The following is an 18,164-nucleotide window of genomic DNA, read 5'->3' as shown; positions in this document are numbered from 1 at the left end:
TTTTTCCCTGTTTAAAGTGTTTTTTATGAATACATATGCATTTTTCTAAATATTAACATATCTCTAAAAATTTGTAAAGAAAATGTTATCATAAAAATATAATTTGTGACTCATATCTAATCAAATTGATATAATTCTATAAATAAATTAATATATTAAATGACTACTGCAAATCAATAAACCATTGCCTAAAATTAGTCCCCTCAACTTTACACTTTATAGAAATCTAAATATATACCATTTAAAATTAGAATAAAATTAAAAAGTGTTGGTCTTTAAAAAATTAAGGCTGTAAGTAGATTCATTTAAAAATAAATCTACCTACAGCCTCATATCTTTCTAAAAGTAGTATAACTAAATCCTCAATATAGAATATCTCACTACCATTCAAGAAGGTAATCTAATTAACATTTTTATCAAATGTATGATTTATTGAAAAATTTCATTACTTAATATGATAACTTTTTTCAAACAATCACATAAATTATTCTAATATCTAGTTAAGTTTTACACATTTATATTAAAATAATAAAAAAGGCTTAAAACGTAATATTCTACTAGGTCTGCCATACTTACTCATAAGTTGTTCACTTACTACCTCACAATATCCAGCATCACACAATTTAAGTATTATCCTGTCCATAGTCCTAATGCTTACACCACATATAGTAGCTAACTCTTTTGATGTAAATTCAGTTTTTCCACTATTTATTATACTACTGAATACTTTATATACAATATTAGCACTGAGACCTGTCTCTGTGGCTATTTGATAAAATCGTTCATCAAAGCTATTCTTCTTTTTAACAGTAGGATTCGATTCTAGTGGTCCCATAACTTCTCCATTTTCAAAAACTACATATGCTGCATCATTTTTTTGAACCTGAGCCATCTTAATACTCTCATAAGCATTAAATTTAGCTTCATTTGCTGTTTTTCCATAACCAATTCCTATGTAAGAATTTATAACTGAGACCTCACGAATCATATCCAACAAGTAAATATCCCTATACTTCTTTGTTTCTAACTCTAGTATTTTTTTAGTTGTGAAAATCATAAATTCACTTCTACTCTGCTCTACCAAAACACCATCTATACGACTATTGAAATGGTATAGTTTATCAAGTATCTTAATCCTTTGCGAAAGATAAGCATACTCGTCTTCCTTCATCAATGAATATTCTGAAGGCATATTTAGTTTGATAGCAAGAACAACAATCTGATTCTCATTGTTTTTCTTTGCAATATAACGCATCTGGATATTTTTTATACTTTGCACCATCACATCCTCAGAAGGCAAAGCTAAAACTACTGGAATATCATTTTTTTTCATTATATGATAAGCTTCTTCAAGACCTGTAATACAGCAACATATATTATTATTTTGATAATTATATTTGTGAAATTCGAGCACAAACTTTATGTAATCGTCTTCTAAATACTTTTGGTCTGCAAAAAACATTTGTTCATCCTTAAATTCGACTCCAATTTCTTTATACAATCTCTTAACCATTGCCTTATCATAAGTGTCTATACTAAGTCTATTAATATCGCATTTAAGTAAATATGTAATTTCAAGCAATACTCTGTATAATGTTGTTTCATGTCTAGGAAGATAATCAGACAGCATAAAATCTTTTTGTCTTTTTTCAAAAAATTTAAATGGTGATTTACCTGTAAAAAGCACTGCATCTACTCTACCTTTATACTGTTCCAATAAGTCAGGTGCTTCAACATATCTATCATATCTAACAAAATCTGTTTCAATATTCGGAAAATTTCTTTTGCTTACTGCTAATATTTTGTCGATTACCATATCTGGTCCTACATAAAGTATTTTCATTATGTCTCTCCTTTCTTATAATATCGTTAGCCTTTAAAACAATTTATCAATTATTTACCATACAAAAATCTACTTGAAGTTTTTTTACTTATCATTATTTGTTGAAATATTTTTGTCTTTAAATTTTATCCAGTAATATTAATTACATTTTACAATTAATCTTCTGTTTTTTCTACTTAAAGTTAAAACCTTTTAAAAACGCAAGTAGAACAAACTTTATTAATTTAACAAAAATAGCCTTCCTTATATTTTAAAGAAAGGCTATTTTTAGAAAAATTTCTAATATATTTTATTTTGCTCTGCTAAGAGGATTTTTAATTACACGTCCAGCACATATGTCAGTTTGTTTTCCTTCTGCCAACGCAATTTTACCATTTACCAATACATATTCTACTCCCACTGTATACTTTTTAGAATCATTGTAAGTTGCTTTGTCTTGTATTGTATCTGGGTCAAACACCACTACATCTGCAAAATAATTTTCCTTAAGTAGACCTCTTTCTTCACAAATACCTAAGCGTTTTGCTGAAAGATAGGTCATCTTTTTAACTGCTTCCTCAAAAGTCAACATACCCTGCTCTCTAACATAATAGGAGAAAATTCGTCCAAAGGTACCAAATGCACGAGGATGAGGTTTTCCAAGAGATAGCAAACCTTCTGTAGAAAGATCCATACTATCAGAACCTATACATGACTTTGGATGGCAAACAACTTTATCTGTATCTTCTTCACCTTGTGTATGAACAACCACTTGAATTTTACTTTTTTCTTCAATCAAAAGTCTAAAGAATGTATCAAATGGGTCTTCATTGTTGATTTCGGCTACTTCTATTAAAGTTTTACCCTCCACATATTTATTTGCTTCAGTCATTACAGAAGCTAGTACAACACCTGCCCATCCACCTGCCAATTGGTAAAAACATTGCCAACCAGGAATACCTTCTTCTAACTCTTTTATTATTCTCTCCCTGTTTTCTTGTACTTCTAATCGCTTTATCATATCTTCTACACCGCCTTCAAATACCCAAGTAGGTAAAAGTGCACCTAAAGATGTCATTCCAGCTGTATATGGGTAACAATCAAAAGTTACTTCTAAACCATCCTCCTCAGCTTTATCTAACTTTTCAAATATTTTATCTATAGTCCCAAAATTCTTATGACCCATAATTTTCAAATGAGAAATATGCAGAGGAACTCCTGCTGTCTTAGCTATATAAATTGCTTCATCAAGAGCTTCCATTTCGTCGTCGCCTTCATCTCTAATATGAGATATATAGTATCCATTGTATGGTATCAATTCCTTACATAGTTCGGCCATTTCTTCCTTCTTTGTATATGCTCCTGGCAGATAAACTAATCCTGATGAAAGAGCTACACATCCAGCTTCCATAGCTTTTCTAACTTCCAACTTCATATTTTCAAGTTGCTCTGGAGTAGCAGGATTCTTTGAAAAACCCATTTCATTAATACGTACAGGACCTTGTGCTACATAAGCTACAACATTTACGGCTGGAGAATTTTCAGTTAAGTAATCAAAGTATTCCTGCATTGTATTCCAATGAAGTTCCAATTTTGTTGGAATTGTACCAATTATTCTAGTTCCAAGATAGTCAATTAGCTCTTGCTTCTTCTCTTCTCTTATAGGAGCAACTCCTATACCACAGTTTGCAATAACATCTGTTGTTACACCAGTATAGATACGGCTTCTTGTATATTTATCATATACAAGAGATAAATCGGAATGAGTGTGGAAATCTATGAAACCAGGAGATACAAATTTTCCAGTTGCATCTATAGTTTTTTTCGCCTCTTCTTGACTTAAATCTCCAATAGCTATGATTTTATCTCCTACAATCCCTACATCACTTTTATATCTTGAATCTCCTGTACCATCAACGATTATCCCATTGATAATTTTAATATCAAACATATTTATTCTCCTTTCAAAACTAATTTATATTCATATTTTTTAATAAACACTTTTATTCTGTTGTTTTATTCATATCAACTACAAAGAAAACTCTTGTGATAAGTATTCCGCCTACTACAATAAACAAAGTTAGTAATCCTCCTGGTATACCAATTTTTTCACCAAAATACATAATCGCTAATGCTGCAGCAATCGTACATCCACCAGCTCGAATATCCTTACGTGCAATGTCAACGTAAATTGCTCCAAATAGTGCTGGAAGTATATAATTAAATGAATCAGTAATAAATTCAGGTAACAAAGGAATTACTTTATACCCTACAATTGTAAAAATGGTAATCATGGAAGCTGATACAAATATTGAGCAACATGTACCAATTGTTCCAACAACTTCACCCTCATGTGTCCCTGATTCTACACCTGCAATTTTCTGTGCCATTGATGCTGCAGGCATACGTATGTCTCCAACAGACCCTGCAAGCCAACCGATATAAGAACCTGGGGCTCCCAAAGTTGGGTAATAAGCGATAGGTTGAACAATCCAACTGATTCCATAAGTTGTGGCAACTAGCCCCCAAATTTGGAATATAACAGAAAGCATTGGCATCTGCCCAAAACGAAGACCTACATAGATAGCTGGAATAAAGTTTGCAATAATTGCAAGACCTATAGAAATTCTTCCTATTTTAATCATCTTTTTATCATACATAACTATCACCTCTTATCTGTTTTAATCACGATAATATAATCTGTGTACCAAACATTCCAATCAACATAGCAATACCTAGGGACAATTCTTGAAGACGTTGATTCTTTTTAAATAAAGTCGTAAATACTAGCATAACTATAGCTGAAATAATTGCTGGGGTCATTTTTGGTATTTCAAATGTTTTTATTTGGTTTGAAAGAAGGTAAGCAAATAATCCAACAGTAGCTCCTGCAAGTAGTTTTTTAACCCAAGCAGGATTATATTTCATGTTCATTTTTTCAACAATTCCACGCATTCTATGTCCCAAAATAAATACAATGAACAACCAACCTAAGTTATTTAAAGCCATCCCCCATAGTGCATAAGAAAAAGCTTGTGCTCCAAATGCAGCACTACCTACTTCAACCCCAGACAAATTGGATGTGAGAGATATTACTCCAAGTTCTGTTCTGGCCGCTCCTACATCACAAAGTCTCATCCAAGTCGTAGGAGCACCAATTATAGCTACAAGCGATAATAATGTAATAACAGGAGATAGAGAAGGTCCAATAGCTGTAACACTAGCTGAACGAATTGCTGCTTTAATTCCTTTTCTTTCAATACCAATAGCTGAGGCCTCTTTTAGTGCTGCCCTCATAAATACGATTGCTTGAACAACGGAAATAATTACTAAAAAACTAGAGACAATCCAAAGACCTGGACTATTAATCATTTCTTGAAACTTCATACTTTATTCCCCCTTAAAAATAAATTTTTTGATGTTTCATGATTTACTTTCTTTTTTAATCTTCTTCTATTTTTGTTTTGTTTTAATTTATTTTATCTAAGATAGGTTATCTTTAATAGGGTATTATCTGTCTTAAAGTCTCGTTAAAAATATTAAGATTTGGATAATATATTGATAATTGATAAATATCAGAAAATTCCCACATATTCTTTTTCTTGCATAATTAACTTATAAGGTATTTCTTTATTTTGACATTTCAATATAAAATTTTTAGTCAGAAAACTTTATTATTTTCTAAAAAGATTATTATTTTCATAATTTATGATTTCTAGTGTTATTTACGATTCTATTTATACAAAATGATTTCGTTTCTTATTTTTAATTCTTATTTAAATATCATTGCTTTTTCTTAAAAGCTTACTTTTGGTCAAAATGTAGTTGTCTTTAGGCGCTGTTTAAAGAACTTATATTTAAACTTGTACATGAAGTAAGTTAATTTGAATAAAACTACATTTATAGTAAATAAATAATTGTTCCTATAAAGTAGAAATTATCTTTAAAAGCACAAATTAATTTACAGTATCTAAAAATGACAAAGGTAATAGTCTATTAAAAACTATCACCTTTGTCATTTTACTAGTATTATATATTTAAATTTATTTGTGAGATTTATTTTTAAGTATTTATCTCTTAGTATCTCTCTTTAATACTATTTTTTAATTTTTATTTCTTTTATTTCTTTCTTTTATTTATTATTAATTTTTATTTAATTTATAATCTTACTTTTTATCAATAGATTTTTTTTCTTCTTTAGTATTACTTTTTTGACCTTCTTGTACTGACTCATTGCTATCTACCTTAGATTCAGTCATATTTTTATTTTCTTCTATATTATTTTTCTTAGCATCTTCTTTGTTTTCAGCCTCTATTTTTTCACCTTCATTTTGATTTTCAAATCTTTCATGTTCTCTATATTCATTATCTATTTTACAATCTTTAGTAGCAAATTCTTCATGCACTTTGTGCTCCATATGGTTTCTTTCATCACCTCTTTGTTCAAATCCTTCATGACCTTTTCTGCAATCTCCTTGACCATATCCTCTTGGCTCATATCCTTCATGACCTCTAAATTCGCCTTGACCATATCCTCTTGGGTCACACCCTTTATGACTTCTGAATTCTCCTTGTACATATCCTCTTGGGTCACACCCTTTATGACTTCTGAATTCTCCTTGACTATATCCTCTTGAATCAAATCCTTCATGACTTCTGAATTCTCCTTGACCATATTCTCTTGGCTCATATCCTACATGACCTCTAAAGTCTCCTTGCTCATTGCCTCTTGACTCATATCCTTCATGACCTCTACACTCTCCATGTCCATGCTCTCTTGGGTCACATCCTCCATGACCTCTGAATTCTCCTTGTCCATATCCTCTTGACTCATATCCTCCATGACCTCTGAATTCTCCTTGTCCATATCCTCTTGGCTCATATCCTCCATGCCCTCTAAAGTCTCCTTGCCCATGTTCTCTTGGGTCACATCCTCCATGACCTCTGAATTCTCCCTGTCCATATCCTCTTGGCTCATATCCTCCATGCCCTCTAAAGTCTCCTTGCCCATGTTCTCTTGGGTCACATCCTCCATGACCTCTATACTCTCCATGTCCATGCTCTCTTGAACCAAATCCTTCATGACCTCTGAATTCTCCTTGACCATATCCTCTTGGTCCAAATCTTTCATGATACATCATTTCAAATAGTCTGCATCCTTCACACATATGATTCCATGGATTACTATGATGACCTTCAAACCCTCTAAAGTTTTCTTTTTTATCTCTGTAATAATTCATATTAACTCCTCCTAATTAATTCGATTTTTTTATTAATTTATTTTCTCGTTTTTACTAAGGTACCTTATCTATTTCTAATTATAAAGGTACCTTAATAATTTGTCAACATTATTTTTAAGGTACCTTATTTTTATTTATTCAATTTTTTTTAAAAAAAGTGAACCATTTATAGTAAAATCTTATCTAATAAGTGAAAGGCAAAAAAGTAGCGCTACAATTTGCACAGAAAGGTAGGAATTCATTTGAATAAAACTACATTTATAAATAATATCCTTGAATCAGAACAGACTTTGTATCGTGTATCTAAATCTATTCTAGGAAACGACCAAGATTGTGAAGATGCCGTCAACAATGCTATTTTAAAAGCATATGAAAAGTTAGATTCTCTTAAGGAAGAACAATATTTTAAAACTTGGTTGATTAGAATAGTGATAAATGAATGTAATTCATTAAGACGTAAACAATTGAAATTTCTATCATTTGAAGACGTATTTAAAAATAAAAAAATCGCTGAAAAAGAAGATTATAATGATTTGTATATTGCTATTCAAAGTCTCCCTAAAAAAATTAAAGTTCCAATAGTACTTTACTATATTGAAGGTTATTCAGTTGATGAAATTAAGGAAATATTGGATATACCTCAAGGAACTGTGAAAAGTAGATTATCAAGAGGAAGAAAATTATTAAAAACTAAATTAGAAAATATGGAGGTAATCATATGAATAAAAATAGCTTAAATAATTCGTTTCCAAAAGCTCCAGAAAGCTTTCATAATAGTTTAAGTAAAACACTAAATAGTTTACCAGAAAGGGAGGAAAATTATAAAATGAATAATAAAACACATAAATTACCATTTGGAAGAGGTTTAGTCGCAACTTTAGCTATAACTTTAGTATTAGGTACAACAGCTCTTGCAGTGGGAGAAATATCTAGTATAGTTGGAAAATCAAACATTAAGGCTACCTATGCATCTATTCCAACTACTGAACAGGTAAAAAAAGACTTTAACTTTACCCCTAATCTAATTTCCGAATTTAGTAATGGATATAAATTTAAAGGGGCATATACTATAAATGAAAAAGCACTTGATAAAGAAGATAATGTTTTAGGAGAATTAAAAGTACTTGAGTTTGAGTATAAAAATGGTAATGATGAAATATCTCTTAAAACAGCAAATAATGAACTTGAAAAAGATTCTGAGAATATGAAAGTTGTAGATACTTACAAAGATATAAATATTTCTTATGAAACATCAATGTACAAGTTTGTGCCAGAAGGTTATAAAATGACAGAACAAGATAAACTTGATGAAAAGTCAGGTAAATATACATTTAGTGAAGGAACAGATAAAGTGGAAGTTAATGAATTTAAATTCTTGACTTGGGAACAAGATGGAGTTTACTACTCTTTTACAATTCAAGATTCAAATTTATCTATGAATGACTTAGTTAAAATGGCTCATGAAGTAATAGATGCAAAATAAATATAATTAACAATAAGTTGTTTATGAGTTTATTATACATGATTTTAATTTTCTTATTTGTAAATATAGTTGTATCTTCCATCTTTATATTTTCTTTAGATTTAATATATGAAATTTTAGATATTTAACTGCTCTACAAATCTAACTACTCGCAAAAGTTATTACTAATATAAAAAGCCCTTAAAAACCATTCATATGGAATTTTAAGGGCTTTAACTTTATTATAAATTATTATATAAATTTTAGTTGTAAAGACACAATAAGTCCTTTAGTTTAGTTTTTTAAAGATTTAACTTTATCATAAATCATTATATTAATTTTAGTTGTAAAGACACAATAAGCTCTTTAGTTTAGTTTTTTAAAGATTTAACTTTATCATAAATCATTATATAAATTTTAGTTGTAAAGACACAATAAGTCCTTTAGTTTAGTTTTTTAAAGATTTAACTTTATCATAAATCATTATATAAGTTTTAGTTGTAAAGACACAATAAGCTCTTTAGTTTAGTTTTTTAAAGATTTAACTTTATCATAAATTACTATATAAATTTTAGTTGCAAAGACACAATAAGTCCTTTGGTTTAGATTTTAAAAGATTTAACTTTATCATAAATCATTATATTAATTTTAGTTGCAAATATATGAGTAAATCCATACAAAACAGATAAATAAAGTAGACTATAAATATCTGCTACCCTTAAAATAAAAGTTAGATTATAATCAAAAACTTGTTATTTTAACAAAGGGGTTATCTTACCTAAATAGTATATATTTAACACATGAAGAGCTCTTGTACAACAAGTGTAAAGAAGTAACCTTTCATCTTCACTATTATACCTTTCATCACTTGCATCGTATATTATAACTACATCAAATTCAAGTCCCTTAGATAAATATGATGGTATTACTAATACGCCATTCACATATTCATCATCATCTTTTGTTATTGCCTCTACATCAATATTATTTTCTTTTAAAAACTCATACACTTCCCTAGTCTCACGAGCTGTTTTTGTTATAATTCCGATAGACTTATAATTTTTCTGTTTATAAGCTTTTATATCTTCAATAAGCTTTTTATCCATATAATTTTTCTCTGTAAAACCAATGACCTTAGGCTCATCACCATGTCTCTCAACATACCCATCATCTATAGCTTTTGTAAGAAGTTGTCTTGAGAATCTAGTAATTTCCATTGTAGAACGATATGTTTTACTTAGATTTATTATACAAGTATCATTCTCCAATACATTAGGAATATTGTTATAATCTCCAACATTCATAAATGGGTTGATTGATTGGTTAATATCTCCTAATATAGTCATATTGGCAGATTTAAAAAGTTTATAAAATATTTCATACTGCAAAGGAGTATAGTCCTGTGCCTCGTCTATGATTACATATTTAATCTGTGATGTGTTTGGAATACCTCCAAGAGCTCCCTTTAAATATAAAAGAATCACTTGGTCTTCATAATAAAGGCTCCTTACACTTAAATTATCCATTGTATAAGTTTTTATATTATCTATAAACTTTTTATCATACTCAATATTTGCCTTATCTAAAAATATTTCTAAATTCTTAAATAAATTTTTATAAGTATCTATTAAATCTAATTCTGTCATTCTTGAAATTTTAGAGTAAACTTCTTTTAGATGCTTTCTTACAATAAAAGTGCTTTTCTCCATCATTTCTTCTTTTTCTATATAATCACCAGATGCTTGAAGTTTTTTAAATATTTCATCAATCCAAGCTTTTTCATATGGCTCAATTAAAAATATTATCCTTGATTTTATTTTCTCTAATCTTTTCTTAATTGGTAAATTTGAATAGTCATTAGAAAACAGTGTTTGTAACTCTTCAGATGAAATTATTAACTTACCTCTTACAATAATATCTTCAAAACATCTATCATCTGTTTCTAAATAATTTAGATATTGTTTTAATATTTTTGTGAACTCTAAAGAGGTTTTAAATTCTATATTTTCTATCCTATCCTTATATGTGATTTTCCCATTATTATTAAGAATGTACTCCATCATTTCAGTTGGGCTTTCTTTTTTAAACTCATCACCCAATTCTTTATACATATAGTCTTTAAATGTTGTCTGACAGATATTATCTTCACCCAGCTGTGGCAATACATTTGAGATATAATCATTAAATATGTTATTTGGAGAAAATATCATTATATTTGCAGAAGTTATTTTATCTTTATGTTTATATAATAAATATGCTATCCTATGAAGTGCTATAGATGTCTTTCCGCTTCCAGCGGCACCTTGTACAATTAAGCTCTTGTATTTCTCATTACGAATTACTTGATTTTGCTCTCTTTGAATAGTAGTAACTATAGTTTTCATTTTCTCATCAGAGTTTTTACCTAAAAGCTCTTGTAATACATCATCATCTATATTTACATTACTATCAAACATATACTCAATCTTTCCATTTTTTATCTTATACTGTCTTTTTTTGGTTATTTCTCCAGAGATTATGCCTTCTGGACACTCATAACTTGCTTGTCCAATTTCATAATCATAAAACATACTTGAAATAGGAGCTCTCCAGTCATATACAAGAAAATCATAATCATCATTAATAAGATTTGATAATCCAATATAATATTTTTGAGACTCAGTTTCACAAGCTTCTGTAAAGTCAATTCTTCCAAAGTAAGGAGATTCAATCATTCTTTCATACTTATATTTGAGTTTCTTAGTAAATTCATGGCTTCTTTTTTGATGTTTCATAACATCCATAAATGACATAAATTCTGAAAGTTGCTCTAATCCATTTTCAATAGAAATAGAACCTAAGTCATTCCATAGTTCCCTTTGAGTCTCTATAGCATCTTTTTTTAACTTATCTTCTTCATTACGTTTTTCCTCAAGTTGTCTATTAGCCTCTTTAAGAGTTTTTTGTAACCACTGATTTTCAAGATTTGACTCAAAATCATTTAGATTCATATTATAATCCTCCTCAATTGAAATTAACATTTAATCCACTATATCAATTATATAGAAATGAGGATATATTCACAGTCTTAAAAAAAATTTTTATTTATGATATAATTATAGTGGGAAGGAAAACAAAATTTTCTCTAAAAACAGTATATTTAACTGAAAAACTTCTATTTTAAACAATAAAATAGGATAGTATTTTTTACTACCACCCTATTAATTCTCAATAAACTTTATTTTATATTAGTGTAAGCTCCATTTGAATAACTTCTTCTTTTACAGGTCTATCATTCCATGTAAATCCACTAGCTATTGTATTTACCTCCACAAACCCTAAAGATTTATAAACATGAATAGCTCTACTATTACTTTTTAATACATCTAGCTCAATTTTTTTATATCCATATTCCTTTGATAAATCAATAATTTGTTTTAAAAGATTACTTCCGATACCTTTTTCTCTGTATTCCTTAAGAATACCCATACCCAAATAGCCAACTGTCTCAGCTTTAGGCAAAACATCACACCAACCAATACAGATATCTGATTTTACATCAATTATAAACAGCTGTGGAAATTTTTCAATCATAACATTCTTTATAAATTCAACTGTTTCTTCAAAAGGAAATGCTTCGTCCATAGCTAGGTATTTCCTTTCTTTTGCAATATTATCAAAAGTCTGCCAATATGACCAAATATACTTTTCTTCTGGCTTTATAAATTTTATTCCTTCCATCAACTCAACATTTCCCCTTCTTTAATTTATGATTAAATCATGCTCTATTACCCTAATTATAATAGTAGATAAATTACTATATATATTAACTTAAAATAGCTTTGTATGTTTCTACTTATATATCTCTCTATTAAAATAAATTTTTCAGTAGTTAAAATAATATAGATATACTAGTCTTTTGATTCTATATTTCAACATCTCACAATTTAATTTGAAGTATAATAAAATATATAGAAAAACTTCTAAAATAGTACTATAAAATTTTTAATCTTCATCAATATCTGGTTTGCTTTCATTAATATCTTCTTTATTTTCATTCTTAGAACTATTTTTTCTATCAAGTTCTTTTTCAGTAAAAAACTCTGGATGCTGTTTCATCAATTGTTCAATAAGCTCTGGATGTTGTTTTACCATCTGTTCAAATAGCTCTTCTCTATTAAAAAAATCTTGATATGCTTCACGTGAATTAAAGAAGTTTTGATTTCCTTCTCTACCAGCAAAACCACCTAAATATTGTCCATGATGAGGTCTTGGTGGTGGTTGCATAGGCATTCCATCAAAATTATTACCATCCTCACTTTTTATAGTTCTTTCCAGTTCATCAGTAATCTTTGTAAGAATATCACTTAAATTCCTTTTTTCTTCTGGCTCTAATACATTAAATATCTGATTAGTTGGGTCTTCTTTCTGTTCATTTTTATTAATTTCATCCATTCCCTTTGATGTCAATCTTACTACCATTACTCTACGGTCTTTTTCTGAGTGTGTACGAGTAATAAATTCTTGATTTTCTAATTTTGAAAGTAACTCACCTAAAGATTGAGGTCTCATATCAAGTAAGTATGATAGTTCTTTTTGAGTGATTTCTGGCTTTATTTTCAACATGGATAATACTCTACCTTGACCTCTGTGTGTTGCTCTAAAAAATCCATGTGATTTATGATTTTGAAGGTGAAATTTATGTAGCAATGATTGTACTTTATAAAATTGTTCTAATAAATTTTCTTCTTTTGTCTCATTCATTATTGTACCTCCTAAGTTATTTATTTTATAGTTTCATATTTTTATTCATTATATTATTTGATTTATAATTACATATTTTGTTTATTTTGAATCTATAATTTAAAAGCTATTTTACTTGTATCGAGTATAAAAGTAAGCCTTTGATTTGTCAATGTTAGCTTATCATAAACATAGTTCTCCTATAATTAATACCTATTCATTTATCTATATTATATCCTATTCAAAGTTTATATCCTATACTTATACTCTGTATCATACAGTTATATTTTACATTATGTATTTATTTCTTATATAGTAGAGTTAGAAAATAAATAAAAAAATATTTATATTTTTTAAATAAAAATACCCAATTGACATAAACAATACAACTGGGCATAAACAATCTAAAAAATTATTTTAAATTTAAGTTTTTCATCTAAATTTTTCTCTTATTTAACTTTAGCTATCAAGGAAATTGTATTAAAGTACTTACCATTCTCTACTTCTAGCATTTTTTTATCATTTTTAGCATAAGAATTATCGCAGTTTAGCCAATCATTCCAAGCTTCATCATGACAGCTTAAAGCCTCACATTTCTCTACAGTTACAGACTCAGATTCTGACCAAAGTTCATTCCACCATTTAATTGAATGGAAATTCATATTGTCTTGCCAAAATGGAATAAGTTCATCTGGTATACAATTCACAAAATCTTGTTTTAATCCAGGCATTGCCATAGCAATTATTCCTCCTTCTTTTACAAGGGGTGATATGTGATTTTCTAAAAACCCTTCTTTATTTCCAAAATAATGGTAAGAATGTACACTTATTACTGCATCGAAAAAACCTTCTGCGTAAGGCAATTCATGTGCCTCAGCTTGTATAGGAAATATTTTATTATCCAATTTAAACTGTTTAAATCTTTCATAGTTTTCAGTTGGTTCTATCCACAAATCCGTTGCAAATACAGTAGCATCAAATTCATTAGCTAAAAATATAGAAGATATACCTCTACCACATCCTAAATCTAAGATACGCATTCCTTTTTCTAGTTTTATCTTACTCGTTAATTCTTCCAATATTTTTATACAATTAGGTCCCATCATATTTTCCATGAGAAATTCCTTATCGTATTTATTGCTTCTTGTAAATATCATTCTATCTTTCCTTTCTCTGTCAATTATTATTTATTAAATTTCATATATCTGATTTTCTATTTTTTAGATGATTAATAAGAAGTCATCTTTTTGTCCATTTTGAGATAGTTACTTGAATGAGCAATTATCTTTTTTATGTCTTTTTAGATAATTATTTTTTTATATGTTTTAGATAATTACTTTTTATGTGTTTTTAAATAACTACTTTATTTATGTCTTTTTAAACAACTACTTTTATAAGTGGTCATTTTTTGATATTTAATAAGTTCTAATTATTTATACTTTAATCTATATACTAATTAACTTATTTAATTTAGTGCATATTTGACACTTTACCTTTTATTATACCATTTATTCTCATAAATATAATAATTCTATTTTTTTAAAATAAATACTTATAATAATTCGAAATAAATATTTATAAAATCTAATCAAGTATAAATAATATCAGAAAAAATATCGAAAAATAAACCTAATAAATAACAATCAGAAGTTCATTTGTAAATGTAAAATATGATTATATATACTTACTTATGAACCCCTTTTATCTTGGTAAAAGCATTATATTTCATTTCTATATGGTATAACTTTATTGATTAAAACATAAATTTACAAATATATAAAATACAGAAAGGCACAGTAAACAGAGTCTTCCACACAGCATATATCTTTGCAGTAATCAGTGGGCATTACATGGTAAGAGAATGAGAAAAGAACTTTTCAAACAATTAACTGGATGAGCAAAGGAAAAACAAGTCATAAGACTATAACTAACTGTAATATTAGCAAATACGGTTACGAAATGCCTATATAAGAAGATATAAAAATAAGCAGTCAATAGAGACAAACTCCTACTAACTGCTTATTTTTATGGTTTTATATACTATTTATTTTCTATAAATCTGCTAAATTATATTCTATAACCCTATAAATCATATCTTATAAATCTGCTAAATCATATTCTATAATCCTGTAAATCATATCCTATAAATCTTCTAATTTATATTCTATAATCATATAAATCATATCCTATAAATCTGCTAAATCATATTCTATAATCCTGTAAATCATATCCTATAAGTTTTCTAATTTATCCCCTATAAATCTGCTAAATATTTTTTTCCTTCCAAGAATTCTGATTCTAGACCTAGTTTTTTAAAATAATTAACCATAGACATACAGGCAAATTTTTCTGTAGAATAATGAGTAGCACCTATAACACTAATCAAATTGTCCTTTGCTATTTTATGGAACTCTAATACTGGTTCAAAGTGCTTTAAAGGTTTAGTAAATCCAGTTATGTATAAATTTATACCAAGTTCGGCAACTTCACTTGCTACAAATGGATAACTTCCTCCTCCTGCTGCAATAGCAACTAAACCATCTTTTAATATAGCATCTCCATAATCATACAATTTAACATCATGACCAACAGTTTTTTTGACTAATTCCTTAATCTCTTCCACTGATTTTAAGGACGTCTTACATATAACTCCTGTCTTGATTTTATCATCATATTTACAAAATGGTTCGACTATTTCTAAGCCTAGAGCCTTTGCAAAACTGACAGAAGTTGAATACTCACTATAGTTGTCTAATGGCGAATGTAATACGTAAAAAGAGATTCTACGAGTTCTCATCTCTTCCATATAAGATAATGGTATATCATAGAATGGAAAACATTCATCTGATGCTATGTACCCCATTGCATGATGTGAAAAAATTAAAATATCTTTCTCATCTTTATCTATAACCTGCTTAATTATCTCCTTGTCAGGAAAAGTAGTTGTATATACTTTATTGATATTTTGAGCATTATCTAATACTACTCCTATGTATTTCGTTTTAAATTCTGGAGTAATAAAATCATTTTCAAAATTCATAAAACTCCAATCATCCTCAATATTTTTAATATCAAACTCCAATTCTAATTTTTTGTAAAGTTCAACTGCTTTGATAATACCCACTCCTTTACAACAATATTTGACTAATACATATTAATATAATAATTTTACAATAACTTTTTTGTTTCTAAATACTCTGACCTTACTTTTTCTTAATGTTGTCAATATTCAATTTTATCAAAGTATTTCTAAGCTATTTTTATTTCTTATATGTTATTTTATTCATTTTATATTAATATTATATTCATCCTAATTTACTTTATAATTCTTGTCAAATATTAATCCTATAAATTCTCTTTAGTTCATTCCATCATAATTAATCTTAATTCAAGTAATTACTACTTGAACATATTAAACATAATTTTATATAGTTGCATTATCATGTAACTTAAATTTTAAAATATAATAAAGGAAAAATAAAAAAACATTACTTATTACTTTCAAACTGCTTTACAAATTCAATTGGATGTTGAATTATTTTAGAAGTTTCTTCTACAGAATAACCTTCAGATAAATACCTTCTAGCTATGACTTCCATAGATTCTCCTATCTCAATAATATGCTTATCAGGGTCGTAAATACGGACTACTCTCTGTTGCCACTCATATTTTAATGGCTGATGAACAAACTCCACATCTTTATAAGAGTTGAGTTTTTCAATAAATTTATCAAAATCATCAACCTCAAAATAAAGTTCCATATTATTTGATTTTTGTATAATTGTATCTGGATTAATCCCTGTAAGCCATCCAAAATCTTCTTGTATAGCAAATCCTCCACTAAAGCTTACATTTTTACCTAAATCTAATTCAACTTCCTGCTCAAATAGCTCTTGATAAAACTTTTTTGATACTTCAACATCATTTACTGCTAATAGTGAAACTTGATATTTCATAAATTCCCCTCCTAATTCTTAGTACTTTTTTAGTTTGTTCAATATTTTTTATTATCTCTTTATTTTATCAGTTTAAATAAGAAAACTGTATGTCATATTTACAAGGCTTATACATCTCATACATTCTAAAATTTCATATTTCATATTTAAAAAGCTAACTTATTATATTTGAACAGCACCCTATTTATTAGACACAGTAAACAAGATACTGTAAAATTCTACTAAATAGGGTGCTGTTCAATTTAAAAAAGCTACCTTAATTACACTTATCTAGTTGATAAGTAAAGGTAGCTTTTTTAATCGAATTAATAAAATATCCATTATTATTTACACTCATGCTTAATCTGATTTGGATTAATCTAACAATACACTCATAGATTTTACCTATACTACTTAAGTAGTCATATAGATTATATAAATATACTATATGATTTAGATTGGAAGTCTAAAAAATATTCTACTTTATATGTTTTTTTCATCTTTTTTTAGACTCTCTATCCACTCTTCAATAAATAATAATTCTCCTTTACTCAAATTAATATTATCATGTAATGCTAATAATAAACTTTTCATAGAGGAATCATGAACATTTTTAAAGAAATCTCTAGTTTCAACATTTACGTATTCCTTCTCTTTAATTAAAACTTCATAGTGTGTATATTTATCTATCTTTTGAGAATTTAGAAATCCTTTCACTACCAATCTAGATAAAAGAGTCAAAGTCGTTGTTTGCTTCCACTGATATTTTTGCTCCATTCCTAAAACAATATCTCTCGATGTTGCTTTGGAATCTAGTTTCCATATAAATTTCATTATCTTTAATTCTGATTTTGGCAACTTTTTTATAGGCATGATAAACCTTTGCTACTCAGAATATAGACAAGCAATATCCATAATAAAATTTTTTTAGTAAATAAATCTTATATTGATTTATATGAACTTCGATTTATAAGATATTTTTA

14 protein-coding genes are annotated in these 18,164 nt (G+C 27.9%); 2 read left to right on the top strand and 12 right to left on the bottom strand.

Going from position 1 to position 18,164, the window contains the following annotated elements:
* Positions 1-520: 520 nt before the first annotated feature.
* From ACTG44_RS03845 to ACTG44_RS03825, 5 genes are all read right to left on the bottom strand, one after another.
* Positions 521-1,843: a hypothetical protein gene (locus ACTG44_RS03845; RefSeq protein WP_479921335.1), complete on the bottom strand. Its 1,323-nt coding sequence runs from the start codon at positions 1,841-1,843 to the stop codon at positions 521-523.
* A 289-nt stretch (positions 1,844-2,132) separates the two neighbouring features.
* Positions 2,133-3,773 (bottom strand): N-acyl-D-amino-acid deacylase family protein, encoded by a 1,641-nt coding sequence (locus tag ACTG44_RS03840; protein WP_479921334.1) that lies wholly within the window; start codon positions 3,771-3,773, stop codon positions 2,133-2,135.
* A gap of 52 nt (positions 3,774-3,825) precedes the next feature.
* Positions 3,826-4,482, bottom strand: a complete 657-nt coding sequence (locus tag ACTG44_RS03835; protein ID WP_021383510.1) for a hypothetical protein — start codon at positions 4,480-4,482, stop codon at positions 3,826-3,828.
* Between the two features lie 25 nt (positions 4,483-4,507).
* Entirely contained in the window at positions 4,508-5,209 is a 702-nt protein-coding gene (locus tag ACTG44_RS03830; RefSeq protein WP_021383454.1) for a DUF5058 family protein, read from the bottom strand.
* Between the two features lie 779 nt (positions 5,210-5,988).
* Positions 5,989-7,062, bottom strand: a complete 1,074-nt coding sequence (locus ACTG44_RS03825) for a hypothetical protein (protein ID WP_479921333.1) — start codon at positions 7,060-7,062, stop codon at positions 5,989-5,991.
* 242 nt (positions 7,063-7,304) lie between these two features.
* On the opposite strand from ACTG44_RS03825, the gene ACTG44_RS03820 reads away from it, so the two are divergent.
* Complete coding sequence (locus tag ACTG44_RS03820) at positions 7,305-7,784, top strand: RNA polymerase sigma factor (RefSeq protein WP_479921332.1); 480 nt, start codon at positions 7,305-7,307, stop codon at positions 7,782-7,784.
* Positions 7,781-8,545: a hypothetical protein gene (locus tag ACTG44_RS03815; RefSeq protein WP_479921331.1), complete on the top strand. Its 765-nt coding sequence runs from the start codon at positions 7,781-7,783 to the stop codon at positions 8,543-8,545. The genes ACTG44_RS03820 and ACTG44_RS03815 overlap by 4 nt, the downstream gene beginning before the upstream one ends.
* A 731-nt stretch (positions 8,546-9,276) precedes the next feature.
* Here ACTG44_RS03815 and helD read toward each other — a convergent pair.
* The 7 genes from helD to ACTG44_RS03780 form a co-directional block, all read right to left on the bottom strand.
* On the bottom strand, positions 9,277-11,514 hold the full coding sequence (helD, locus tag ACTG44_RS03810; protein WP_479921330.1) for an RNA polymerase recycling motor HelD: 2,238 nt from the start codon (positions 11,512-11,514) through the stop codon (positions 9,277-9,279).
* 232 nt (positions 11,515-11,746) lie between these two features.
* Complete coding sequence (locus ACTG44_RS03805; protein WP_021383483.1) at positions 11,747-12,244, bottom strand: GNAT family N-acetyltransferase; 498 nt, start codon at positions 12,242-12,244, stop codon at positions 11,747-11,749.
* 264 nt (positions 12,245-12,508) lie between these two features.
* A complete protein-coding gene (locus ACTG44_RS03800) occupies positions 12,509-13,267 on the bottom strand; it encodes a MarR family winged helix-turn-helix transcriptional regulator (protein WP_021383462.1) in 759 nt (252 codons plus the stop codon).
* A gap of 428 nt (positions 13,268-13,695) precedes the next feature.
* Complete coding sequence (locus ACTG44_RS03795; RefSeq protein ID WP_044212777.1) at positions 13,696-14,403, bottom strand: methyltransferase domain-containing protein; 708 nt, start codon at positions 14,401-14,403, stop codon at positions 13,696-13,698.
* 1,097 nt (positions 14,404-15,500) lie between these two features.
* A complete protein-coding gene (locus ACTG44_RS03790; RefSeq protein WP_479921329.1) occupies positions 15,501-16,370 on the bottom strand; it encodes a Nif3-like dinuclear metal center hexameric protein in 870 nt (289 codons plus the stop codon).
* 364 nt (positions 16,371-16,734) lie between these two features.
* The gene (locus tag ACTG44_RS03785) at positions 16,735-17,202 is read right to left on the bottom strand and encodes a VOC family protein (protein ID WP_021383512.1); all 468 of its coding nucleotides are present in this window, start codon (positions 17,200-17,202) and stop codon (positions 16,735-16,737) included.
* 462 nt (positions 17,203-17,664) lie between these two features.
* Positions 17,665-18,054: a BlaI/MecI/CopY family transcriptional regulator gene (locus ACTG44_RS03780; RefSeq protein ID WP_479918186.1), complete on the bottom strand. Its 390-nt coding sequence runs from the start codon at positions 18,052-18,054 to the stop codon at positions 17,665-17,667.
* Positions 18,055-18,164: the final 110 nt, after the last annotated feature.

Source organism: Clostridioides sp. LIBA-2809 (assembly GCF_056688965.1).
Note: the sequence above shows the minus strand (reverse complement) of the source record. Positions and strands in the feature narration are given on the sequence as shown.